This is a genomic window from Sphingomonas sp. P3_C6, from assembly GCF_056402595.1.
Genome location: NZ_JBFUHB010000028.1, coordinates 40,472 through 61,869 on the forward strand (window position 1 = coordinate 40,472; position 21,398 = coordinate 61,869).

Sequence of the window (21,398 nt, forward strand, 5' to 3'; positions counted from 1 at the left end):
CGGTCAAAGCATCAGGCCGGAGGCGCCGCCTTAATCGTCAGGGCCAGCGCCTTGGCCTGGCGTAGCAATATCGCGACGCCGGCGTCATCCGTCTTGATACCATAGCGATTCACCACGACCACCCGGTTGCCGATGCTGGTGATGCAGGTTCCGACTGCCTGGAGATAGCTTGTCCCGTTTCCTGTGACCTTCGTGGTGCCGCCCATATAGGCGCAGACATCGTCCCGCCCGATCGGCTTTATATCGCCAGTGAATTGCGGCTTGCCGGGAATGGCCTTACCCGCGTCTTCCGATACCTGCTTATCGAACTCCTCAGACTGCAAAAATTTGAGGGTCTCTGGCTTGTCGAACTCAGCACCGAGGGAAGCGAGCAATTGCGGCCGATCGACCGTCATCCCCAAGGCCGCCTTTGGAGTCTTGATAAGCGTATAATCATTGGCGCCAGTGCCGATCGTAACGCCACATTGCACCAATGTCAGATCCGTGACGCTGTTGGGGTCAGCCGCCGCGATCATTTGCGCGATATCAACCTGCACGCCTTGCGGCATACAATAGCCCGCCGGCAGGGGCAGGGAGAACTCGACCCCACCGACCCGGAAACCGGCAGGCGCCGCCGTATCGGCAGCGCCGGCGGAAGCCGTGGCGAGCGCGGCGGCTAGAAGGAACAGGGCTTTCATCGTCATCCTTATGATATTGCGAACGCCGGCGCGGCGCCCCCCTGTGGCATTCTAGCAATCCTCTGGATGCTGGCGAGCCTCGTTCTCACGCCACCCGTACGTCGTCCATTAGGCGGTTGATCCGGCTACGTAGCGTCTCGACCCCGCCCGCCACGGCCTCGGCGGTGCGAGCCACATCCTCGGCGCTGCGACGCGAGCGTTCCGCACGCTCGCGCAGCATCTGCATATTTGCGGCCGCGTCGGAGGTGCCGCCCTCCACCTCGGCGATGGCGGCGGCGATGCGGCGCGTCATGTCGCGCTGCTGCTCGACGGCGCCCGCCACATTGGCGGCCGAACGATCGAGATCCGCGGCAAGCGAATCGACCGACTGGATGGTCTCCAGCACCGTATCGCTCGCATGCGAGACCGCGGCGAGGCGCGATTCGATGCGGCCGGCCGCTGCCTGTGTCTGGCGTGCGAGGCTCTTCACCTCGTCGGCGACCACCGCGAAGCCGCGCCCGGCGTCGCCGGCGCGCGCCGCCTCGATCGTGGCGTTGAGCGCCAGCAGGTTGGTCTGCCCCGCCACGGCCGAGATCAAATCGAGCACCCCGGCGATCTCGCCGACCAGCACGCCGAGCGATTCGGCATGGGCCCGGCCTTCGAGGGTGCGCGCCCTGACATGGGCGGCACCGGTCTTGGATTCATGCGCTTCGTCGCTGATGCGCTCGATCGCCTCGGCGAGCGCCGAGCCGGACTGGGCAATGGTACGCGCGCTCGATGCGCTCTGTTCCGCCAGCGCCGCGGTCGCGAGGGCATGATGCTCGGTCGTGCCGGCCTCGCCGGACATGGCATTCGCCGTTTCGCGCAAGGCCGGGCCGGCCGAGATGAGGTCTCGCACGACAAGGCCCGCCTCGCGCTCGAACACGGCGAACAATGCGTCGAGATCGGCGGCGCGTTTCGCCCGCCCCTCATGCTCGGCGACCTGACGGCGATGGAGCGCTTCATTGGCGCGGTGCGATTCCTCGCTCAGCCGCCGCGCATCGCCCGATCGCTTGCGTGCAAAGGCCAGGGCGCGGGCGATCTCGCCGATCTCGTCGGCACGGTCGAGGCCAGGGATCGGCGTATTGTCGCGCTCAAGGGTGATGTCGCTCGTCGCGACCGCGATCCGGGCAAGTGGCTGCTCGATCCGCAAGGTCAGCATGCGCATGCCCCACCAGCCGATCAGCGCCGCGAGCAGGGTGACCAGCGCGACAATGACATAGGCGGTCACAAAACCCCGTTCGAGCGCAGCCCGTTCCCGCGCCGCATCGGCGCGCAGATCGTCGATCAGGCCGTTGGTGGCGCCGGTGAGCGGATCGATCGCGGCATAGAGCGCACCGCTGACGAAGAAATCGAGCTGATCGACGCGGTGGCTGCGCAGCAGGTCGACCAGGCGCCCGATCGCCGCATCGGCGTCCCTGCGTGCGTCGGCCACCTGTGCGACGGCGGCATTGCGGCGCCGGTCCAGCACCTGGCCCGAAAAGGATTGCCAGTTGCTGCGAATGGTGGCCCGCGCCTCCTCGATCGCGCTGATCGCGCTGTCGGCGGAGAGATTGCCGCTCTGCACCTTCTGCGCGGTGAGGAGGGCGGTGACATAGCTGTCATTGACCCGCTGCAGTTCCCCGATCGGATCGAGCCTGTCGAGCACGAGCGAGCGCACCCCATGGCTGGTGCTGATCGTGGTCCCGATCAGCGCGATGGCGAGCAGCGCCTGGATGCCAAGCAGGCTCCAGACGATACGGCGAAGCTGGGACCGGATACTGCCGCCCCCCGATTCCCGCCACGCAGCGAAGTGCTGCAACGCCGGTGAGGCGGTTTGCTTGAAAGCCGCAAGGGCAGTGGCGATGTCTGGGCGAGGCATGGCCGGGCTATGGTCGGCAAGACGCAAACGCATGGTTAACTGATTGTTACAGTTGCGTGAATCTGAGGAAGAATCGTTACGAGCAGGAAATCATGCGAGGACGACCAGTGCCACGCATGACAAAATCCGCCCTATATTATATAGACAGGCTCAAGGCGGCGGGGCTGACTCGGGTTGCATCCCGCGCAACCCGATGCTAACCGCGCGGCGACCCATCAGGGGGGCCGATTCCGGCCTCCCTTTTCGTATGGGTCGCCAACAGTTCCAAACGAGGATTTCGATCGCGTGGAGACATCCGGCGGTATTCAAGCAAGCTTAAGCGGTCGCTATGCCACCGCGCTCTTCGAGCTTGCCCGCGATTCTAAGACGATCGACGCTGTCGAGGCGAGCCTGGCAAACGTGCGCGCTGCGCTCGAGCAGTCGGAGGAGTTCGCCCGGCTGGTCGCAAGCCCGCTGGTGAGCCGTCAGGATGCCGCCAGGGCCGTCGCTGCGACTGCCGATGCACTCGGCGTCGACGGCACCACCAGGAACTTCCTTGGTGTGCTCGCCGACAATCGTCGCCTGGCCCAGCTGCCCGCGATCATCCGCGCGTTCCGCGCGCTCGCCGCCAATCATCGCGGCGAGACGACCGCTGAAGTCACTTCGGCACATCCGCTGTCCGCGGCCCAGGTCGAGGCGCTGAAGCAGCAGCTTCGCACCCGCATCGGTCGCGACGTTGCCATCGACCTGTCGGTCGATCCCACCCTGCTTGGCGGACTGGTCGTGAAGATCGGCTCGCAGATGATCGATAGTTCGATCAAGACCCGTCTCAACACTCTCGCGCACGCAATGAAAGGCTGACAGCTCACGCTGTTGGGAAAGGCTGACAATGGATATCCGCGCCGCTGAAATCTCGAAGGTCATCAAGGACCAGATCGCTTCGTTCGGTACCGAGGCCCAGGTCTCCGAAACCGGCCAGGTGCTGTCGGTCGGCGACGGCATCGCGCGCATCCACGGGCTGGACAATGTCCAGGCCGGCGAGATGGTCGAATTCTCCAATGGCGTGCAGGGCATGGCGCTCAACCTCGAGGCCGACAATGTCGGCGTCGTGATCTTCGGGTCGGACTCGGAGATCAAGGAAGGCGACGTCGTCAAGCGGACCGGTACGATCGTGGACGTTCCGATCGGCAAGGGCCTGCTCGGCCGCGTGGTCGACGGCCTCGGCAATCCGATCGACGGCAAGGGCCCGATCGTTTCCGACCAGCGCAGCCGCGTCGAAGTGAAGGCGCCGGGCATCATCCCGCGCACCTCGGTGCATGAGCCCGTCCAGACCGGCCTGAAGGCGATCGACGCCCTCGTCCCCGTCGGCCGCGGCCAGCGCGAATTGATCATCGGCGATCGCCAGACCGGCAAGTCGGCCGTCGCGATCGACACCTTCATCAACCAGAAGAACGACCACGCCGGCGACGACGAGTCGAAGAAGCTGTATTGCATCTATGTCGCGGTCGGCCAGAAGCGCTCGACCGTCGCACAGCTCGTCCGCACGCTGACCGAGAATGGCGCGATGGATTACTCCATCGTCGTCGCCGCGACCGCGTCCGACCCTGCCCCGCTGCAGTTCCTCGCGCCCTATACCGGCACCGCGATGGGCGAGTATTTCCGTGACAACGGCATGCACGCGCTGATCGTGTTCGACGATCTGTCGAAGCAGGCCGTGGCCTATCGCCAGATGTCGCTGCTGCTGCGCCGTCCGCCGGGCCGCGAAGCTTATCCCGGCGACGTGTTCTATCTCCACTCGCGCCTGCTCGAGCGCGCCGCGAAGATGAACAAGGACAATGGCTCGGGCTCGCTGACCGCGCTGCCGATCATCGAGACCCAGGCCGGCGACGTGTCCGCCTACATCCCGACCAACGTGATCTCGATCACCGACGGCCAGATTTTCCTCGAAACCGACCTGTTCTTCGCCGGCATCCGCCCCGCGATCAACGTCGGCCTGTCGGTGAGCCGCGTCGGCTCGGCCGCGCAGACCAAGGCGATGAAGAAGGTGTCGGGCTCGATCAAGCTCGAGCTGGCGCAGTATCGCGAGATGGCCGCCTTCGCTCAGTTCGGTTCGGATCTCGATGCCTCGACCCAGAAGCTGCTCAACCGCGGCGCGCGCCTGACCGAGCTGCTGAAGCAGCCGCAGTTCAGCCCGCTGCCGTTCGAGGAGCAGACCGCGTCGATCTTCGCCGGAACCAACGGCTATCTCGACACCGTCGCAGTGCAGGACGTGGTGCGTTACGAGGCGGCGATGCTCGCCGACCTGCGCGCCAACCATGCCGACGTGCTCGGCCTGATCCGCGACACCAAGGATCTGGGTGACGAAGCCAAGGGCAAGCTGAAGGCTGCGCTCGACGCCTTCGCGAAGACCTTTGCGTAACAACTAACTTGTGTCCCCGCGAAGGCGGGGACCCAGTCTGGGCTCCCGCCTTCGCGGGAGCACAAGAAGGACCAAGATGGCATCTCTTAAGGCCCTCAAGATCCGCATCGGCTCGGTGAAGTCGACGCAGAAGATCACCAAGGCGATGAAGATGGTCGCCGCCGCGAAGCTGCGCCGTGCGCAGGAGGCGGCCGTCGCCGGCCGCCCCTATGCCGAGCGGCTGGAAAAGGTGATGGCGAGCCTCGCCGCCAAGGTGAGCGTCAGCGAATCCTCGCCGAAGCTGCTTGCCGGCACCGGCAAGGACCAGGTTCACCTGCTGATCGTCGCGACCAGCGAGCGCGGCCTGGCTGGTGCGTTCAACACCAACATCGTCCGTGCGGCTCGCCGCAAGGCCGAGGAACTGATCGCCGAGGGCAAGACGGTCAAGATCTACATCGCCGGCAAGAAGGGCCGCGTACTCAAGCGCTTCTACCCTAACCTGGTCGTTGCCGATCACGAGATGGGTCACATCAAGCGGGTGGCGTTTGCCGATGCCCGCGCGGTGGCCGATGACGTGATCGCGCGCTTCGAGGCAGGCGAGTTCGATATCGCCCACCTGTTCTACGCCCGCTTCCAGTCGGCGCTGGTGCAGGAGCCGATCGGTCGCCAGATCATTCCAGTCGCGATCGACACCAATGCGGCGCCCGTCGCCGATGGTGGCGCTGCGGTCGAATATGAGCCCGACGAAGAATCGATCCTGGCCGATCTGCTGCCGCGCAACGTCGCGATCCAGGTGTTCCGCGCTCTGCTCGAGAACGCAGCATCGGAACAGGGCAGCCGCATGACCGCCATGGACAATGCCACGCGCAATGCCGGCGACATGATCAACAAGCTGACGATCCAGTACAACCGCACCCGCCAGGCCGCGATTACCACGGAACTGGTCGAAATCATCTCTGGCGCCGAAGCGCTCTAAGCAGTCCGAAGCAAGGAAAGAACGATGGCAACCGCAGCCCCGACCACCGAGAAGCCTGCCCGCAAGCCGCGTGCAAAGGCAGCAGCTCCCGAGACGACCGCGCCGATCGCGACGACCAACAATGTCGGCCGCATCAGCCAGGTCATCGGCGCCGTTGTCGACGTCGCCTTCCCCCAAGGCCACCTGCCTGCCATTCTTTCGGCGCTTGAGACCAGCAACAACGGCAACCGCCTGGTACTCGAAGTTGCGCAGCATCTCGGCGAGAACACCGTCCGCACGATCGCGATGGACGCGACCGAGGGCCTGACCCGCGGTCAGTCCGTCACTGACACCGGGTCGCAGATCCGCGTGCCGGTCGGCCCGAAGACGCTCGGCCGCATTCTGAACGTCATCGGCGAGCCGATCGACGAGCGCGGTCCGGTCGGCCACACCGACACCGCCCCGATCCATGCTTCGGCCCCGCTGTTCGTCGACCAGTCGACCGAGAGCGCCATTCTGGTCACCGGCATCAAGGTCATCGACCTGCTCGCTCCGTACGCAAAGGGCGGCAAGATCGGCCTGTTCGGCGGCGCCGGCGTGGGCAAGACCGTGCTCATCCAGGAACTGATCAACAACATCGCCAAGGGGCACGGCGGCACCTCGGTGTTCGCGGGCGTCGGCGAGCGTACCCGTGAGGGCAACGATCTGTACCACGAGTTCCTCGACGCAGGCGTCATCGCCAAGGACGCCGATGGCAATCCGCAGTCCGAGGGTTCGAAGGTCGCGCTGGTCTATGGCCAGATGAACGAGCCGCCGGGCGCCCGCGCCCGCGTCGCGCTCTCGGGCCTGACGATCGCCGAATATTTCCGCGACGTCGAAGGCCAGGACGTGCTGTTCTTCGTCGACAACATCTTCCGCTTCACCCAGGCGGGTTCGGAAGTGTCGGCACTGCTCGGCCGTATTCCGTCGGCCGTGGGCTATCAGCCGACGCTGTCGACCGACATGGGCGCGCTGCAGGAGCGCATCACCTCGACCAACAAGGGTTCGATCACCTCGGTGCAGGCGATCTACGTGCCTGCCGACGATCTTACCGATCCGGCGCCAGCAACGTCCTTCGCCCATCTCGACGCGACGACCGTGCTGAACCGCGCGATCTCGGAGCTGGGCATCTACCCGGCGGTCGATCCGCTCGACTCCACCTCGCGCGTGCTCGAGCCGCGTGTCGTCGGCCAGGAGCATTACGAGACTGCCCGTGCCGTTCAGTCGACGCTGCAGAAGTACAAGTCGCTGCAGGACATCATCGCCATTCTCGGCATGGACGAGCTTTCCGAAGACGATCGTCTCACCGTGTCGCGTGCGCGGAAAATTCAGCGCTTCCTGTCTCAGCCTTTCCACGTCGCCGAGGTCTTCACCGGCATCCCGGGCAAGTTCGTGCAGCTCGAAGATACCGTGAAGAGCTTCAAGGCAGTGGTCGAAGGCGAATATGATCACCTGCCCGAGAGCGCTTTCTACATGGTCGGCGGCATCGAAGAAGCGATCGCCAAGGCCGAGAAGATGGCGCAGGACGCGTAACTTCTTCTTCCTCCCCTCCCGCTTGCGGGAGGGGATTAAGGGGTGGGCGCCCGGCCAAAACTGGACGCAACATCGGCGGGTGAGCGCGAGCCCACCCCCAGCCCCTCCCGCAAGCGGGAGGGGAGTGAGGAACGGAAATGCTGCACTTCGAACTCGTCACTCCTGAGAAGCTCGTTCGTTCGGAGGAGGTTTATATGGTCGTCGTCCCCGGCAGCGAGGGCGATTTCGGCGTGCTCGAAGGCCATGCGCCGGTCATGTCGACGATCCGCGACGGCGCGCTGTCGATCTATCGCACCGAAAAGGGCGAGCCCGAGACGATCGCGATCGAGGGTGGTTTCGCCGAGGTCAGCGCCGCCGGCCTGACCGTGCTCGCCGAGCGCGCCGCCTAACGCATTGCGCTGAAGTGCCAGCGCATCGGCTTGCTGCCGTCCAGCATTGAAATCTCGGCGTTGAGCGCAGCGCCTTCCCGCCAGTAGCGGATGCGCTGTGGGTAATCGTGCGCCGGATTGGCGAACACCATCTCCGTCGCGGTGCGCGAGGCGAGCGGAAAGGCAAAGCGTCCTTTACCGTTGGGCGAGGCCCAATAGATCAGCTTGCCAGAGTCGTTCGGCAGGATCTGCGCAGCCTCCCAGGACCGCAATGCCCCACCGTCGCCCGCCCGGCTGGAGCCGAGCATCATGCCTGCCCGCGGCGGCGTCCAGCATTCCTCGGCCCATTTCGTCCCTTTTTGTTCGATCCAACAGCCGGCCATCCAGCCCGGAAGCCCTTCCGACACCGGGCTCACCTGCTGCGCCGTGGCGGCGCCTCCGGACAGGGGCAGGTTCAGGGTAAGTGTCGCGATCAACACGGTCATCCGGCGCATCTTGTCCTCCCTCATCACGTCGGTCCGGCATAACCGCCAGTCGGTGCGCTGGCTTGAACCGACACGACATGGGATAGCATGCGCGTGGACTATGCCGAACTGCCCCTGCCGCCGGCGCTCGACGGACTGGTCGCCGCGATCTGGACGATCGCGGGCGGGGGTGATGCGGGCGAGTGGATCGAACAGGACGCGACACCCGACGGCTGTATCGAGATCATCCGGCGTATCGAGGGGCGCTCCATCTGGGATACGGAGCAGCCATCGTTCTTCGCCACGGGGCTGAATCTCACACCGGTACGCTTCCGGATGACCGGGAATGCGCGTTTCATCGGAATAAGGCTTTGGCCCTGGGCCTGGGCGATGCTGGGCGGCCCGCCCTGCCCCGCCTTTGCCGGAAAATGGATCGCGCTGGATGCCGACGGCATGCCGGGGTCGGTGCTCGCCGAGCCCGATATGATTGCACCACGGCTGATTGAAGCCTTCGCCTCCGCAGCCCCCCAGCCGCTTGGTCGGCATGTGCTTGCCGCTACCAGCGTTGCCGATGTCGTCGGCGCCAGCGGCTTTGGACATCGCACCGTGCAACGCTGGTTTGAGCGCGTGGTCGGATTACCGCCGCGCAGCTATCTCAGGCTGATCCGGTTCCGCCGGACCATGGCAGACCTCACCGCGCCCGCCACCACCCTGGCGGATCAGGCAGCGCGGCACGGCTTTGCCGACCAGGCGCACATGGCGCGGGATTTCCGTCTGCTCGCGCACACCAAGCCACGCACCGCACGCGCCACCGCCAAGGGTCCGTTCCTGACCGGGATCGACTGACCGTGGACGCGATCGAAGCCGCGGCGGCCAGCTCAATGTGGTTAGTCAATTATCAAGCCTTGGCCGCTACGCCTGTCGGACGAGCATGAGGAATCTAACGGCATGAGTGCATTTGGGCGTCGCCCAGGAGTGGCTAACGGGTCCGGAGCTCGGCCTGCGTTCGGCGTCGCGCGCCCGATGCAAGGCGGCACGGCACCACGCGAACCCGAGGGCGGGGATCAATTCCCGCCGCTGCCGACCCTGCCCATTCCCGGTGAGCCGGAATCGGCCGGCAATCCGAACAATGCCGAGGCGATGGCGCGGCTTGCCGATCGGCAGAACGCCTCCGGCGACGCCGGCAGCAGCAAGGTGGAGGGCTTCGAGGCCTCGATCCACAAGATCAAGGAACAGGTGTTGCCGCGCCTGCTCGAACGAGTCGATCCGGAAGCGGCCGCCACGCTCAACAAGGACGAATTGGCGGAGGAATTCCGCCCGATTATCGGCGAGGTGCTTGCCGAGCTGAAGCTGACGCTCAACCGGCGCGAGCAGTTCGCGCTGGAAAAGGTGCTGGTCGACGAGCTGCTCGGCCTCGGGCCGCTCGAAGAGCTGCTGGCCGATCCGAACATCTCGGACATCATGGTCAACGGGCCCGAGCAGACCTTCGTCGAGCGCAAGGGCAAGCTGGAGCTGGCACATATCCAGTTCCGCGACGAGGAGCATCTGTTCCAGATCGCGCAGCGAATCTGCAACTCGGTCGGCCGCCGCGTCGACCAGACCACCCCGCTGGCCGACGCCCGCCTGAAGGATGGCTCCCGCGTCAACGTCATCGTGCCGCCGCTGTCGCTGCGCGGCACCGCGATCTCGATTCGTAAATTCTCCGCCAAGCCGATTACGCTCGACATGATGGCCGGCTTCGGCTCGATGAGCCCGAAGATGGCCACTGCGCTGAAGATCGCCGGCGCCTGCCGCTTCAACGTCGTGATCTCCGGCGGTACCGGTTCCGGCAAGACGACGATGCTCAACGCCCTGTCGAAGATGATCGACCCGGGCGAGCGCGTGCTGACGATCGAGGACGCGGCCGAACTTCGCCTGCAGCAGCCGCACTGGCTGCCGCTTGAAACCCGCCCGGCCAATCTAGAAGGCCAGGGCGAGATCAGCATCCGCGATCTCGTGAAGAACGCCCTGCGTATGCGCCCTGACCGTATCATCCTCGGCGAAATCCGCGGCAGCGAGTGTTTTGACATGCTCGCCGCCATGAACACGGGCCATGACGGCTCCATGTGTACGCTCCACGCCAACTCCCCGCGCGAGGCCCTGGCCCGTATGGAGAACATGGTGATGATGTCGGACATCAAGGTGCCGAAGGAAGCCATCAGCCGCCAGATCGCCGATTCGGTCGAGATGATCATCCAGGTGAAGCGCCTGCGCGATGGTTCGCGCCGCGTGACCAATGTGACCGAAGTGATCGGCATGGAAGGCCCGGTGATCGTCACCCAGGAGCTGTTCAAGTTCGAATATCTCGACGAGAGCGCCGACGGAAAGATCATCGGCGAATATCGCTCGATGGGCCTGCGGCCGTACACGCTGGAGAAGGCGCGGCAGTTCGGATTCGACCAGGCCTATCTTGAGGCGTGTCTCTGATATCCTTTCTTCCTTTTCCCCTTGTGGGAGAAGGTAGCGCGAAGCGCCGGATGAGGGGGAGTCGGGTTCGAGACGTTCTTTAACGAGCGTCCCCCTCACCCTTCCGTCGCTTCGCTCCTCCCTCCCTCTCCCACAAGGGGAGAGGGATTGTCTTGCTGCTGGATCGCTTACGACTATCGAGAGGCCAATGCGCTTCCTGGCTGGCCTCCTCCTGCTCCTGACCGTACCGGCCTTCGCGCAGAGACCTGCGCCAGCGCCTGTCTTCGCCCTCGCCAGCGACACCGAAGCACAGTGGGTGCCGTTTGAGCTCACTCCGCAGGATCAGGTCCGTTTCACGCTCAGCCTCGACGGCCGATCGGTGACGGCTTTGCTCGACACCGCGGTTAGCGTGACCACGGTCTCGCGGGCCTATGCGGCACGCCTGAAGCTGAAGGCCCGTGGCGGCAGTAGTGCCGCGGCGATCGGCGGCAGTGTCGGGGTCCAATGGGCCGACGCAGGATCGATCGTCGTCGGCGGGCTACGGCGCACCGGCGGCAGGGTCGCGGTGCTCGATCTGGCGCAGGCGGCGACAAGCAGCGATGCCGGGGTCGAGATGCTGGTCGGCATCGACCTCATCGGCGGCTATGCGCTGGACATCGACTATCCGGCGCGCCGCTTCAGGCTGCTTCAGTCCGGGCGCCAGCCCTTCCAAGGTGCCAGCGTACCGCTGCGCATCGGCGCCGACCTGCGCTTCTACCTCACCGAGATACAGCTTGGCGGGCTGCGGCTGCGTCCGCTGGTGGTCGATACCGGCGACGGGGGCACCGTGACCATCTCCCGCGATGCCTGGGCGGTGCACGGCCGGCCGGCGGCGCGCATGACCTCGACGATGAGCCATGGTCTCGCCGGCCCGGTGATCAGCGACTTGACGCTGCTGCCCGAGCTCGGTCTGGGCGCGCTCGCCATGCACGACGTGCCGCTGAATATCGAACCTGCGAATGGCTATTCGAGCAGGATCGGAGTCTCGGGGCGCATCGGGTCGGGCCTGTTGAAACGCTATCATGTGCTGCTCGACCCCATCGCCGGTCACATGATCCTCAGCCCCGGCCCCGACGCCGAAACGGCACCCGTAAAATCGACCAGCGGATTGCTGGTCGAGTCGCGCGACGGAACGCTGACCGTGCTTCACGTGATGAAAGGCGGGCCGGGTGAATCAACCGGCTGGCGTTCGGGCGATCGGATCTGCTCGATCGATGGAGTCTCGCCGCCGACGACCGACTGGCCTGCGGGAACGCCGGGCCGCACAGTCAGGCTGGGTCTATGCGACGGCAGCACGCGGATGCTGACCCTCGCATCCTTCTACTGACGGCTCAGCCTTTGGCAGCGATGCTGGCCAGGATCGCTGCCGTGATCAGTGCGAGTACCTGCACGGTCGGCCAGTCGACGATGCCGATCGAATCGAGATTGGCGCGCCGCTTACGCCGCCAGTCGCCCACTCCAGCGAAGATCGCCAGCGCGAGCGACACACCCGCACCGGTCCAGAACGGACTCACCATAAAGGAAGATCAATCGCCGAGTTTTTCGATCTTTTCGTGCAGACGGCTGAGCTCAGCCTTGAGCGCGGCGATCTCGTCATCCTTGGTCGCCGCCGGGGCTGGAGCATCGCCGGGCTTGGCGCCGGGCTTGAAGGCTTGGGTCGCCGCCTCGAACATCGCCATGTTGCGCTTGGCCAGATCGGCGAAGGGCGAGTTGGCGAAGGCGCCCTCGACCGCCGACTTGAACTGTTCCTGGTTGCGACGGAAGCTGTCCATCGACGCCTCAAGATAACCGGGCACCATCTGCTGCATCGAATCGCCGTACATCGCGATGAGCTGGCGCAGGAAGTTCACCGGGAGCATGGTCTGCCCGCGCGATTCTTCCTCCATGATGATCTGGGTCAGGATATTGTGCGTGATATCCTCTTCGCTCTTCGCGTCGACCACCTTGAAATCGCGGCCCTCGCGAGTCATCGCAGCGAGGTGCTCTAGCGTGATGTAGGACGAGGTCTCGGTGTTATAGAGACGACGGTTCGCATACTTCTTGATGATCACCGGGCCGTCGCCCGCATTCTGCTTCTTCATATAAGAAGGCTCCCCGACCCAGTGTTTGATCCATCTGTATCACCCTTTCTTACTGCACCGCAACACGGTCCTCGCCCACTTCCGTTGTTCCTGAACATGTTGCGCAACGAGACTGCAGCATCGCCCGAACGGCGGGCGGCGGCGCTCGCCGGGTTGCGCGCCTATCAGGACGCACCGCGCGGCCGGGTGCGCAGGCCGGCGCCCTCTCGATTCCGCAAGGGGCGGGCGAGGCTGCGCGATTATGGCGCGAAGGGCAGTACCGCGCGGGCGGTGATCGTCATTCCGTCGCTGATCAATCCCCCCTTCATCCTCGACCTGATGCCCGAGACATCGCTGCTGCGATGGCTTTCAGATCAAGGGTTTAGGCCATTCCTGCTCGATTGGGGCAACCCGAAGCCCGCGGAGCGGCACATGGACGTGACGGCCCATGTCGAACGGCTGTTGCTGCCGCTGATCGCGAAGTTCGATCAGCCGCCGGTGCTCGCCGGTTATTGCCTTGGCGGGACGATCGCGATGGCTGCGGCCTGCGCGGCACCGGTCGCCGGGCTGGCGATGATTGCCGCACCATGGCGGTTTTCCGGCTTCGGCAGCGCAGCACGGAGCGACATCGCCGAGCTTTGGCGCGCCGCACAACCAACCTGCGAGACTCTGGGATTGGTCCCGATGGAAGTATTGCAGGCCGGGTTCTGGCGACTCGACCCGGCGCGCACCATCGCCAAATACGAGGCCTTTGCTGCACTGGAACCCGGCAGCGCCGCCGCGCGATCCTTCGTCGCGATGGAGGACTGGGCCAATGCCGGCGCGCCCCTGCCCTATGCCGCCGGCCGACAGATGTTCGACGACTTCATCGATGCCGACCTGCCCGGCACCGGGCGCTGGCGAGTGGGCGGCGTCATCGCCGATCCGGCTAAACTGACCTGCCCTGCGGTCGACTTCGTGTCGATGACCGACCGGATCGTGCCCGCCCGCAGCGCGGCCGACCTGCCCGACCGGCGCGATCTGGGCGCGGGGCATGTCGGCATGATCGTCGGGCGCGGCGCGCGCGCGCAGCTGTGGGAGCCGCTGGCGGACTGGCTAAGCGCGATCCCCGGCACTAGATAGCCGCCAACATCTATCCACGGGAGCTTCGACTCATGCAGGACATCGTCATCACCGCCGCCAAGCGTACGCCGGTCGGCAGCTTCCTCGGTGCCTTCGGCTCCACGCCGGCGCATGAGCTTGGCCGCATCGCGATCCAGGCGGCCCTCGAACAGGCCGGTGTCGAGGCGAGCGACGTATCCGAGGTGATCCTGGGCCAGGTGCTGACCGCAGCGCAGGGCCAGAACCCGGCGCGCCAGGCGTCGATGGCGGCCGGCGTGCCCAAGGAGATCCCGGCCTGGGGCGTCAACCAGGTCTGCGGATCCGGCCTGCGCGCCGTGGCGCTGGCGGCACAGGCGATCGCGACCGGCGATTCGACGATCGTCGTCGCGGGCGGACAGGAATCCATGTCGCTCTCGACTCACGCGCAGAACCTGCGCGGCGGCACCAAGATGGGCAATCTCTCGCTGGTCGACACGATGATCAGCGACGGCCTGACCGACGCGTTCAACAATTATCACATGGGCATCACCGCCGAGAACCTGGCCGAGCAATATCAGGTGACGCGCGAGATGCAGGACGTCTTCTCGGTCCGGTCGCAGAACCTGGCGGACGCGGCGCGTTCCTCCGGCCGGTTCAGGGACGAGATCGTTCCCGTCACGGTCAAGGGCCGCAAGGGCGACACCATCGTCGCCGATGACGAATATATCCGCGCGGGCGTGACGCTGGAGAGCCTGTCGGGCCTGCGTCCGGCATTCAAGAAGGACGGCACGGTCACCGCCGCCAATGCCTCGGGCCTGAACGACGGTGCCGCAGCGCTGGTGCTGATGACTCGCGAGGAAGCCGAGAAGCGCGGCTCGACCATCCTCGCGCGCATCGCAAGCTGGGCGTCGGCCGGCGTCGATCCGTCGATCATGGGCATCGGTCCGGTGCCGGCGACCCGCCGCGCGCTGGAAAAGGCCGGCTGGAGCCTCGCCGATCTCGACCTGATCGAGGCGAACGAGGCGTTCGCGGCACAGGCGCTGTCGGTCGGCAAGGAGCTTGGCTGGGACGCGGACAAGGTCAACGTCAATGGCGGCGCGATCGCCATCGGCCATCCGATCGGCGCGAGCGGCGCACGCGTGCTGACCACGCTGCTCTACGAGATGGCCAAGCGCGACGCGAAGAAGGGCCTTGCGACACTGTGCATCGGCGGCGGCATGGGCATCGCCATGTGCGTGGAGCGCTAAGCTATTCCTCTCCTCTCTCGGGAGGAATTGGCCAGCCCTGCCGCTCCCTGATCTGCTGTTGAGCCAGAACTGACACATCCTGCCTTCCGCCAACGGGAGGCAGGATGTGTCGTATCAGGGGGGTTGAAATCTCCAACAAGCTGGCTGTTTCTGGCTGTTATTCCTCCAAAGAATTTTTGTTGGCTGTTATGTTGGAAACCGGGGGCGATATTCCCGTTTTATATCAGCGATATGAGGCCGTGCTGGCTGTTATCGGATAACAGCCATGGAACAGCCAGCAACAGCCGGCCGATTCCGCAATTACAGTCATGAGAAAGATCCGAGACCGCCCGGTCTCGAGTCGGTGTCGGGCAGCAAAGTATCGCGATCCTGCTAATGTTGAATCGATCGAGTCCTGGATCGCCGTTGTCGCAATCGCTAAAGCGCGCCAAATGATCATCAGTCTCAACGGATGGCCTGGAGTCGGCAAACTGACGACCGGTCTTGAGCTGGCCGATCTTCTTGGCGCGCGATTGCTCGACAATCACAGCATGTTCAACATAGCGATCGCCCTGACCGACTATCCGAGCCCGGCTTATTACGCGGCGGTGCACGCCGTCCGAGACCTGGCCTTCGACTATGCGCGAGCGTAGCCGCCCGGCGCGTCCCTGATCCTGACCAGCGTCAATGCGACCGGAGGTCCGAGCGGCTTTGCGGAAGACCATTGGCGTGCCGTGCGCAATCTCGCCGGGGATCGGGGCGTACCGCTCCTGTCGATCACGCTGGAATGCCAAGCTGAGGAACGGGCGCGCCGTATTGCCGAGCCCGGCCGGCGGGTCAGCAAGAAGCTGCGCGATCCAGCGATCGTCGATCGCATGACGGCGGGCCGCAGGCTGTTCGATGACGGCGCCGACCATCGGCACATCGTGGATACGACCCATAGCGACGCAGAGACCAATGCGCGCGCAATCGCGGCGTGGATCCGCACTGTCGTTCCAGCTCCTTGACGGGGAAGCCTCAGCCGGCCCAGACGCGATCGAAGCGGCTGCCCAGGCTGGTGAGCAGTTCGTATTGCGACATGCCGGACCGGGCCGACGCCTCGGGCAGGGCAAAGTCGAGCGCGAGCCAGTCGCCCTCCGCAAGATGCGCCGCGGCGGTCACATCGATCGCGATCAGGTCCATCGAGACTCGGCCGAGCAAGGGCAGCGCCAGCCCCTCGAACCGCGCCGAGCCCTTGTTCGAGAAGCCCGTAAAATAGCCGTCCGCATAGCCCATATTGAGGATCGCAACCTCGGTATCGGCCGGCGTAGTCCAGGTTGCGTTGTACCCGATCGTCTGCCCGGCGGGCACCATACGGCGCTGGAGGATCTCCGCCTCGGGTGTCGCAACCTGGCGGATCGCGCCGAGTTCGCCGCGCGGCACACCGCCATATAGCGCAATGCCTGGACGGGTCAGGTCGAAGGCATAGTCGGCTCCGAGCGCGATGCCGGCCGAATTGCCGAGGCTCATCCGCTTTGCGCCCGTCCGCCCGGCGAGCGGGGCGAAGGCGGCACGCTGGCGCTCGTTCATCGCGACGTCCTCGTCGGCACAGGCGAGATGGCTCATCAGCGTCTCGATCGCGAGGCCTTCCAGCAGCGGCAGATCGTTGACCGACAGGCCGAGCCGGTTCATGCCGGTGTCGATCATCACATCGCAGGCGCCGCCCCCCGCTGCCTTCCAGCGCGCAACCTGAAGCGGCGTGTTGAGCGCCGGGCGCGCGATGCCCGTGACGGCAAGGTCCATATCCTCGTCGCGCACGCCGTGGAGCACGGTGACCCGCAGGCCCAGAGGCGCGAGCGCGGCCGCCTCGGCCCAGGTCGCGACGAAGAAATCGCGGCAGCCTGCCGCCGCTAGACGCTTCGCCACCTCGACCGATCCAAGGCCGTAGCCGTCGGCCTTCAACGCCGCGCCGCACGCCGCGCCATTGCTCATCGCGGCAAGGAAACGCCAGTTGGCGGCAAGGGCAGCGCCATCGAGGCGCAGGCGTAACGGGGCGGTCATCCCCGCCGGTTAGCTGCCTGCCCGGCGCGGCGCTAGGGTGGATGATGGGATTAGAGCACTCCCACTACAGAAGCCACGACCGCTCAACGTAGCGGCGGCCACCGGCGCATCGAGTGTATGAGAGTGAGTATCCATATAGTCTCGCCCTCGACCTCATAGACGAGCCGGTAGCTGCTATGCGGCGTAAGCTCGCGCGTTCCTTGAATCTCGCCCTCATGGCCGAGCATCGGAAAGTCCGATAGCCTGGCCACTGCCTCACTGAACAAATTATCCACCCGAACTGCGGCGCGCTCGTCGAGCTCGAATAGATAGTCCCAGATATCGGCGCGATCCTGCCGAGCTTCCGGTGTCCAGACGATTTTCACACCTGGCTATCGACCCGCGAACGTCGGCCAGCAAAATCAGCCTCGACCTCGCCGTTATCGTAGCCCCGGCCTGCCCGTGCCGATGCGCGGGCGACCCCGACCTTTTTTTCAAGAAACGCGCCATGTTCCCGTTTCTGGCGCTGACGCTCCACGAAATCGCGCATAAGTTCACGGACCACCTGCGATGCAGGCCGGTGAAGCGCATCGGCTTCGGCCATGAAGTCGGTCCGCAAATCGGCCTCAAGCTTCATCGTGAAAACGGCTTCTTTCGCCATGCAACTCTCCATAGCTAGTGACTTCGTATATACGTCGTCATTACCACCGAAGCTAGTAATCGCCAATTCGGTATGAAACCTCAGTCCGCGCTCGCCGTCCCTGGCTTGGTCTCGCGCAAGCCGACCGCCGTCACCACCAGCGCCATCGCGACTACGGCGAAGGTGTACCAGAGGCCGGCATAGGGATCGCCGGTCTTCGCCACGATATATTGGCCGATGAACGGCAGGAAGCCGCCGAAATAGCCGGTACCGATATGATAGGGGATCGACATCGAACTGTAGCGGATGCGCGGCGGGAACATTTCCGCGAGCAGCGCCGCGACCGGGCCGTAGGTCATGCCCGACAGGGCACCCATGGCGATGATGGCGAGCATGATGACGATGATGCTGCGCACCGTCGGCACGACCTTGTCGAGATTGTAGCCCGCCTGTTCGAGCGCCTTGTCGAGGCCAGCCGGACTCGTGTCGGCCACCGGGACCTGGCCGATGGTGACCAGCGTCACGGGCGTGTGGGCCTTGGTGTAGGCGACCCCCTTTTTCGAGAAATAGTCGAGCAGTTCGCCGCACTTGTCGACCTGCTTCGCGGCGAATGGGTTGTAGTCGCAGGTGGGGCCGGAGACGACCACCGGCGCCCTGCGCGCGGCGCGGGAGAGTTCTGGGTTGGCCGCGCTGCCCATCATCCAGAAGAGCGGGAAGATCAGCACCAAGGTCATCGCATAGCCGAGGATGATCGGCGTCTTGCGGCCGACCTTGTCGGACAGCTTTCCGAAATAGATGAACCAGAACAGGCTGAGCGTGGCGCCGAAGCCGACGATGAGCTGCGCCGCAGTGGAATTCACCCGCATCGTCGTCTGTAGGAAGGAGAGCACGGTGAAGGTCGCGGTGTACCAGATGACCGTCAGGCCGGCCGAGATGCCGAACAACGCGACGAACAGCCGCCTGAGGTTGCCGGGATAGGTGAAGCTTTCGGTAAAGGGGTTCTTCGCCGTCTCGCCCGCCGACTTCATCGCCTTGAACACCGGGCTCTCGTTGAGCTTCAGGCGCATCCAGAGCGACACGGCGAGCAGCGCCAGCGAGAAGACAAAGGGGAAACGCCAGCCCCAGCTGTCCCAGATCGCCGCCGGCATCAGGCCCTTGGAGAGGAGCACGACGATAAGGCTGAGGATGAACCCGCCGACCACGCTTGCCTGGATGAAGCTGGTGTAGAAGCCACTCTTTCCCTTGCCGCTATGCTCGGCGACATAGATCGCCGCCCCGCCATATTCGCCGCCCAGCGCAAGGCCCTGAAGGATGCGCAGGAAGATGACGGTGAAGGGCGCGGCCAGCCCGATCGACGCGGCCGAGGGGACCAGGCCGACACCGGCGGTGGCGATGCCCATCAGGGTGATGGTGACGAGGAAGGTGTATTTGCGGCCCCATTTGTCGCCAAGGAACCCGAACAGGATCGCGCCGAGTGGGCGAAAGCCGAAGCCGACCGCGAACACCGCCCAGGCGGCAAGCGTCTGGACCAGCTCGTTCCCGGCGGGGAAAAAGACCCGGCCGATGATGCCCGACGCGGCGAGCGTGCCGTAGATGAAGAAGTCATACCATTCGAAGATCGTACCGAGCGACGACGCGGTGATGACGAGCTGGATGTCCTTCCGGCTCGGCTCGGGCTTCGCGCCCGGCTCCGGCACCGTGTCTGATGCCCCAATCATGGCCATGCTTGCTTTCTCCCCTGCAGGAGAGGTTTAGCGGGATATGCCGGGGCGGCAAGATGAATGCCACGGACCGAAACAGGTCCTGCACCGAACGCAATCGACCGCCCCGCCCATAGCTTGCTATCCGGGAGATCGTGATCCGGGAGGTTCGGGATGCTGAACGACGACCTGCTCGATAAGATACGGCGCCTGCATGGAGGCCCCGACCGCGGCTATCACGGCTGGAGCCATCCCCTCGCGCTGCTGAAGCTGCATGCTGAGGTCGAGGGTTTTCTCGACGATGGCGAGGCGGTGCGCTGTGCGATCCTGTTGCACGATGCGATCTACGAACCGCGCCGCAAGGACAATGAAAGCCAGAGCGCGGCACTGGCGGCGGAGATGCTGAAAGGCATCGTGCCCGAGGCGACACTCGGCCGAAGCTTGCGCCTGATCGAGGCGACCGCGCATCACGACATCCCTGCCGATCTGCCCGCCGACGAGGTCGCGGATATGGCGATGTTCCTCGACATGGATCTGTCGATCCTCGGCGCGGCACCGGAGATCTTCGACGCCTATGAGGCTGGTGTGCGGCATGAGTATCGCGAGGTGCCGGAGGAGGCCTTCCGGGCCGGGCGCGCCGCCATTCTGGAAGGGTTCCTCGTACGCGATGCCTTGTATTTCTCAGGCTGGGGCCGTGAGCGCTTTGAGGCGGCGGCGCGGGAGAACCTTGCCCGGTCGATCGCAAAGCTGCGGGCCGGCTGAAGTCGCGCAGTCCGACCCGACCTCTAGAATTTTCCGCTGATCGTCAGCGTGAAGATCGGCCCGACCGTCTGGTACTGGCGTTCGACAAACGCCATCGGCGCCACGTTGCGCCGACCGGAATAGACGTTGCGCCAATAGCGTACACGGCCATCGTTGATGTTGAAGATCTGGAAATTGACCTTGGCCCCCTTCACGTCCTTGAGCTCGACGAAGATGCTGACATAGGGGCCCTCCCATTGCTGGTTCACCTCGTCGAGATAATAGGTCCGGCCATAATGGTCGAACGACAAGTTCGCGCCCCAGGCGAACTGGGTGGCGGGCACGTCGTGCCGTAACCTGAGACCGACCCAGCGATCATATGTGTTGCTGATGGCGCGTGGCCGCGGCCACGAGCAGCGATTTCACCGCGATGAGAAGCAAGGTCATCGTCATTTCCCGCCGTCCCGCGCCTTGCGGGCACGGGCGATCGCCGCTTCGAGCTCATCGAGTTCACGCGTATCGACGTCCTGCGCCATGCCGAGCAAGGCGCTGGCGGCACTCACCGGCGATCCCTTGAAGAAGGTCCGCACGATCTGGCCGAGCGCCGTCCGTCGCGCCTGATTGTCGGAGACGGTCGGCGAATAGACAAAACCGCGATCGCTCTGCTCACGGGACACGAATCCCTTGTCCTCGAGCCGCTTGAGCATGGCACGCACCGCCGAACCGGTCAGCGGATCTGGCAGGGCGTCGCAGATCTCGGAAACCGTGCGCGAGCCGCCCTGATACAGCAGGTCGACGATCTGGCGTTCGCGTGGGGGCAATTGCGGAAGCATGACTCACCTCTTGGCTACATTTGTAGCGTGCTACAAATGTAGCGCGACGGCAAGTCAAAATGTGCGTTGATGTGACAATGCGAGAAAGCAGCAGATCAGAGTGGCTAGAGCGGGATGACATTTGACTGATTCAAATGGGATTCCCTTTGGTCTGATTTTCTGATTCAAGATGCTGGCTGGAGATCGGAGGCCAGCTAGCATGGCCAAGCCCTATTCGATGGACCTGCGCGAGCGGGTTGTAGCGGCGGTGATGGAGGAGAGCATGTCCTGCCATGCGGCAGCGGCACGCTTTGGCGTAGCGGCGAGCTCGGCGATCAAATGGG

General features: G+C 64.8%; 23 protein-coding genes and 1 pseudogene. 12 read left to right on the forward strand and 12 right to left on the reverse strand.

Annotated features, from left to right (window positions below; genetic code table 11):
- Positions 1 to 11: 11 nt before the first annotated feature.
- The gene (locus AC1DT7_RS20185; RefSeq protein ID WP_478037970.1) at positions 12 to 677 is read right to left on the reverse strand and encodes a hypothetical protein; all 666 of its coding nucleotides are present in this window, start codon (positions 675 to 677) and stop codon (positions 12 to 14) included.
- Positions 678 to 762: 85 nt separating this feature from the next.
- Complete coding sequence (locus AC1DT7_RS20190) at positions 763 to 2,556, reverse strand: methyl-accepting chemotaxis protein (protein WP_478037971.1); 1,794 nt, start codon at positions 2,554 to 2,556, stop codon at positions 763 to 765.
- Between the two features lie 285 nt (positions 2,557 to 2,841).
- Between AC1DT7_RS20190 and AC1DT7_RS20195 the strand changes: the two genes are divergently transcribed.
- The 5 genes from AC1DT7_RS20195 (at position 2,842) to AC1DT7_RS20215 (ending at position 7,849) form a co-directional block, all read left to right on the forward strand.
- Positions 2,842 to 3,396 (forward strand): F0F1 ATP synthase subunit delta, encoded by a 555-nt coding sequence (locus tag AC1DT7_RS20195; protein ID WP_478037972.1) that lies wholly within the window; start codon positions 2,842 to 2,844, stop codon positions 3,394 to 3,396.
- Positions 3,397 to 3,424: 28 nt separating this feature from the next.
- A complete protein-coding gene (atpA, locus tag AC1DT7_RS20200) occupies positions 3,425 to 4,954 on the forward strand; it encodes a F0F1 ATP synthase subunit alpha (protein ID WP_478037973.1) in 1,530 nt (509 codons plus the stop codon).
- A gap of 76 nt (positions 4,955 to 5,030) precedes the next feature.
- On the forward strand, positions 5,031 to 5,909 hold the full coding sequence (locus AC1DT7_RS20205; RefSeq protein WP_478037974.1) for a F0F1 ATP synthase subunit gamma: 879 nt from the start codon (positions 5,031 to 5,033) through the stop codon (positions 5,907 to 5,909).
- 105 nt (positions 5,910 to 6,014) lie between these two features.
- The gene (gene atpD, locus AC1DT7_RS20210) at positions 6,015 to 7,460 is read left to right on the forward strand and encodes a F0F1 ATP synthase subunit beta (protein WP_478037996.1); all 1,446 of its coding nucleotides are present in this window, start codon (positions 6,015 to 6,017) and stop codon (positions 7,458 to 7,460) included.
- Between the two features lie 137 nt (positions 7,461 to 7,597).
- On the forward strand, positions 7,598 to 7,849 hold the full coding sequence (locus AC1DT7_RS20215; protein WP_478037975.1) for an ATP synthase F1 subunit epsilon: 252 nt from the start codon (positions 7,598 to 7,600) through the stop codon (positions 7,847 to 7,849).
- Here the strand turns inward: AC1DT7_RS20215 and AC1DT7_RS20220 are convergent.
- Positions 7,846 to 8,322 carry a DUF6265 family protein gene (locus tag AC1DT7_RS20220; RefSeq protein WP_478037976.1) on the reverse strand — a complete coding sequence of 159 codons (477 nt, stop codon included), beginning with the start codon at positions 8,320 to 8,322 and terminating at the stop codon, positions 7,846 to 7,848. The two genes, AC1DT7_RS20215 and AC1DT7_RS20220, sit on opposite strands and share 4 nt — an antisense overlap.
- Positions 8,323 to 8,400: 78 nt before the next feature.
- On the opposite strand from AC1DT7_RS20220, the gene AC1DT7_RS20225 reads away from it, so the two are divergent.
- The 3 genes from AC1DT7_RS20225 (at position 8,401) to AC1DT7_RS20235 (ending at position 12,103) form a co-directional block, all read left to right on the forward strand.
- Positions 8,401 to 9,138, forward strand: coding sequence for a helix-turn-helix domain-containing protein (locus AC1DT7_RS20225; protein WP_478037977.1), 738 nt, complete (start codon positions 8,401 to 8,403; stop codon positions 9,136 to 9,138).
- Between the two features lie 102 nt (positions 9,139 to 9,240).
- The gene (locus AC1DT7_RS20230; RefSeq protein ID WP_478037978.1) at positions 9,241 to 10,758 is read left to right on the forward strand and encodes a CpaF family protein; all 1,518 of its coding nucleotides are present in this window, start codon (positions 9,241 to 9,243) and stop codon (positions 10,756 to 10,758) included.
- Between the two features lie 187 nt (positions 10,759 to 10,945).
- Complete coding sequence (locus AC1DT7_RS20235; protein WP_478037979.1) at positions 10,946 to 12,103, forward strand: aspartyl protease family protein; 1,158 nt, start codon at positions 10,946 to 10,948, stop codon at positions 12,101 to 12,103.
- Between the two features lie 4 nt (positions 12,104 to 12,107).
- Here the strand turns inward: AC1DT7_RS20235 and AC1DT7_RS20240 are convergent, their stop codons facing one another.
- Both AC1DT7_RS20240 and phaR read right to left on the reverse strand, forming a co-directional pair.
- Entirely contained in the window at positions 12,108 to 12,293 is a 186-nt protein-coding gene (locus tag AC1DT7_RS20240; protein ID WP_478037980.1) for a hypothetical protein, read from the reverse strand.
- A gap of 9 nt (positions 12,294 to 12,302) precedes the next feature.
- Positions 12,303 to 12,857: a polyhydroxyalkanoate synthesis repressor PhaR gene (gene phaR, locus AC1DT7_RS20245; RefSeq protein WP_478037981.1), complete on the reverse strand. Its 555-nt coding sequence runs from the start codon at positions 12,855 to 12,857 to the stop codon at positions 12,303 to 12,305.
- A 96-nt stretch (positions 12,858 to 12,953) separates the two neighbouring features.
- Here phaR and AC1DT7_RS20250 point away from each other — a divergent pair, with 96 nt between their 5' ends.
- Together AC1DT7_RS20250 and AC1DT7_RS20255 are read left to right on the forward strand one after the other, a co-directional pair.
- Positions 12,954 to 13,958 (forward strand): alpha/beta fold hydrolase, encoded by a 1,005-nt coding sequence (locus tag AC1DT7_RS20250; RefSeq protein WP_478037982.1) that lies wholly within the window; start codon positions 12,954 to 12,956, stop codon positions 13,956 to 13,958.
- A gap of 32 nt (positions 13,959 to 13,990) precedes the next feature.
- Positions 13,991 to 15,163: an acetyl-CoA C-acetyltransferase gene (locus tag AC1DT7_RS20255; protein ID WP_478037983.1), complete on the forward strand. Its 1,173-nt coding sequence runs from the start codon at positions 13,991 to 13,993 to the stop codon at positions 15,161 to 15,163.
- 218 nt (positions 15,164 to 15,381) lie between these two features.
- Here the strand turns inward: AC1DT7_RS20255 and AC1DT7_RS20260 are convergent, their stop codons facing one another.
- The 5 genes from AC1DT7_RS20260 to AC1DT7_RS20280 all read right to left on the reverse strand — a co-directional run bounded on the left by AC1DT7_RS20260 (position 15,382) and on the right by AC1DT7_RS20280 (position 19,525).
- Positions 15,382 to 16,059: a hypothetical protein gene (locus tag AC1DT7_RS20260; RefSeq protein WP_478037984.1), complete on the reverse strand. Its 678-nt coding sequence runs from the start codon at positions 16,057 to 16,059 to the stop codon at positions 15,382 to 15,384.
- A gap of 100 nt (positions 16,060 to 16,159) precedes the next feature.
- Positions 16,160 to 17,182 (reverse strand): alanine racemase, encoded by a 1,023-nt coding sequence (locus AC1DT7_RS20265; protein ID WP_478037985.1) that lies wholly within the window; start codon positions 17,180 to 17,182, stop codon positions 16,160 to 16,162.
- 83 nt (positions 17,183 to 17,265) lie between these two features.
- Positions 17,266 to 17,547 carry a type II toxin-antitoxin system RelE/ParE family toxin gene (locus AC1DT7_RS20270; protein WP_478037986.1) on the reverse strand — a complete coding sequence of 94 codons (282 nt, stop codon included), beginning with the start codon at positions 17,545 to 17,547 and terminating at the stop codon, positions 17,266 to 17,268.
- On the reverse strand, positions 17,544 to 17,822 hold the full coding sequence (locus AC1DT7_RS20275) for a CopG family ribbon-helix-helix protein (protein WP_478037987.1): 279 nt from the start codon (positions 17,820 to 17,822) through the stop codon (positions 17,544 to 17,546). Before AC1DT7_RS20275 ends, AC1DT7_RS20270 begins: the two co-directional genes overlap by 4 nt.
- A gap of 80 nt (positions 17,823 to 17,902) precedes the next feature.
- A complete protein-coding gene (locus AC1DT7_RS20280) occupies positions 17,903 to 19,525 on the reverse strand; it encodes an MFS transporter (RefSeq protein ID WP_478037988.1) in 1,623 nt (540 codons plus the stop codon).
- A gap of 150 nt (positions 19,526 to 19,675) precedes the next feature.
- Between AC1DT7_RS20280 and AC1DT7_RS20285 the strand changes: the two genes are divergently transcribed.
- Complete coding sequence (locus AC1DT7_RS20285) at positions 19,676 to 20,263, forward strand: HD domain-containing protein (RefSeq protein ID WP_478037989.1); 588 nt, start codon at positions 19,676 to 19,678, stop codon at positions 20,261 to 20,263.
- 23 nt (positions 20,264 to 20,286) lie between these two features.
- On the opposite strand, the gene AC1DT7_RS20290 is transcribed toward AC1DT7_RS20285, so the two are convergent.
- Together AC1DT7_RS20290 and AC1DT7_RS20295 are read right to left on the reverse strand one after the other, a co-directional pair.
- Positions 20,287 to 20,586, reverse strand: a complete 300-nt coding sequence (locus AC1DT7_RS20290) for a hypothetical protein (RefSeq protein ID WP_478037990.1) — start codon at positions 20,584 to 20,586, stop codon at positions 20,287 to 20,289.
- A gap of 105 nt (positions 20,587 to 20,691) precedes the next feature.
- Entirely contained in the window at positions 20,692 to 21,075 is a 384-nt protein-coding gene (locus tag AC1DT7_RS20295) for a BlaI/MecI/CopY family transcriptional regulator (RefSeq protein ID WP_478037991.1), read from the reverse strand.
- A gap of 199 nt (positions 21,076 to 21,274) precedes the next feature.
- Here AC1DT7_RS20295 and AC1DT7_RS20300 point away from each other — a divergent pair.
- Positions 21,275 to 21,398, forward strand: a pseudogene (locus tag AC1DT7_RS20300) (IS630 family transposase); the annotation flags it as partial.

Coding starts and splice junctions, on each gene's coding strand:
- AC1DT7_RS20275 (WP_478037987.1), bottom strand. CDS start 17,822: ATGGCGAAAGAAGCCGTTTTCACGATGAAGCTTGAGGCCGATTTGCGG.
- atpA (WP_478037973.1), top strand. CDS start 3,425: ATGGATATCCGCGCCGCTGAAATCTCGAAGGTCATCAAGGACCAGATC.
- AC1DT7_RS20205 (WP_478037974.1), top strand. CDS start 5,031: ATGGCATCTCTTAAGGCCCTCAAGATCCGCATCGGCTCGGTGAAGTCG.
- AC1DT7_RS20295 (WP_478037991.1), bottom strand. CDS start 21,075: ATGCTTCCGCAATTGCCCCCACGCGAACGCCAGATCGTCGACCTGCTG.
- AC1DT7_RS20285 (WP_478037989.1), top strand. CDS start 19,676: ATGCTGAACGACGACCTGCTCGATAAGATACGGCGCCTGCATGGAGGC.
- AC1DT7_RS20260 (WP_478037984.1), bottom strand. CDS start 16,059: ATGGTCGGCGCCGTCATCGAACAGCCTGCGGCCCGCCGTCATGCGATC.
- AC1DT7_RS20235 (WP_478037979.1), top strand. CDS start 10,946: ATGCGCTTCCTGGCTGGCCTCCTCCTGCTCCTGACCGTACCGGCCTTC.
- AC1DT7_RS20220 (WP_478037976.1), bottom strand. CDS start 8,322: ATGCGCCGGATGACCGTGTTGATCGCGACACTTACCCTGAACCTGCCC.
- phaR (WP_478037981.1), bottom strand. CDS start 12,857: ATGAAGAAGCAGAATGCGGGCGACGGCCCGGTGATCATCAAGAAGTAT.
- AC1DT7_RS20265 (WP_478037985.1), bottom strand. CDS start 17,182: ATGACCGCCCCGTTACGCCTGCGCCTCGATGGCGCTGCCCTTGCCGCC.
- AC1DT7_RS20215 (WP_478037975.1), top strand. CDS start 7,598: ATGCTGCACTTCGAACTCGTCACTCCTGAGAAGCTCGTTCGTTCGGAG.
- AC1DT7_RS20255 (WP_478037983.1), top strand. CDS start 13,991: ATGCAGGACATCGTCATCACCGCCGCCAAGCGTACGCCGGTCGGCAGC.
- AC1DT7_RS20240 (WP_478037980.1), bottom strand. CDS start 12,293: ATGGTGAGTCCGTTCTGGACCGGTGCGGGTGTGTCGCTCGCGCTGGCG.
- AC1DT7_RS20230 (WP_478037978.1), top strand. CDS start 9,241: ATGAGTGCATTTGGGCGTCGCCCAGGAGTGGCTAACGGGTCCGGAGCT.
- AC1DT7_RS20225 (WP_478037977.1), top strand. CDS start 8,401: ATGCGCGTGGACTATGCCGAACTGCCCCTGCCGCCGGCGCTCGACGGA.
- AC1DT7_RS20185 (WP_478037970.1), bottom strand. CDS start 677: ATGAAAGCCCTGTTCCTTCTAGCCGCCGCGCTCGCCACGGCTTCCGCC.
- AC1DT7_RS20280 (WP_478037988.1), bottom strand. CDS start 19,525: ATGGCCATGATTGGGGCATCAGACACGGTGCCGGAGCCGGGCGCGAAG.
- AC1DT7_RS20190 (WP_478037971.1), bottom strand. CDS start 2,556: ATGCCTCGCCCAGACATCGCCACTGCCCTTGCGGCTTTCAAGCAAACC.
- AC1DT7_RS20250 (WP_478037982.1), top strand. CDS start 12,954: ATGTTGCGCAACGAGACTGCAGCATCGCCCGAACGGCGGGCGGCGGCG.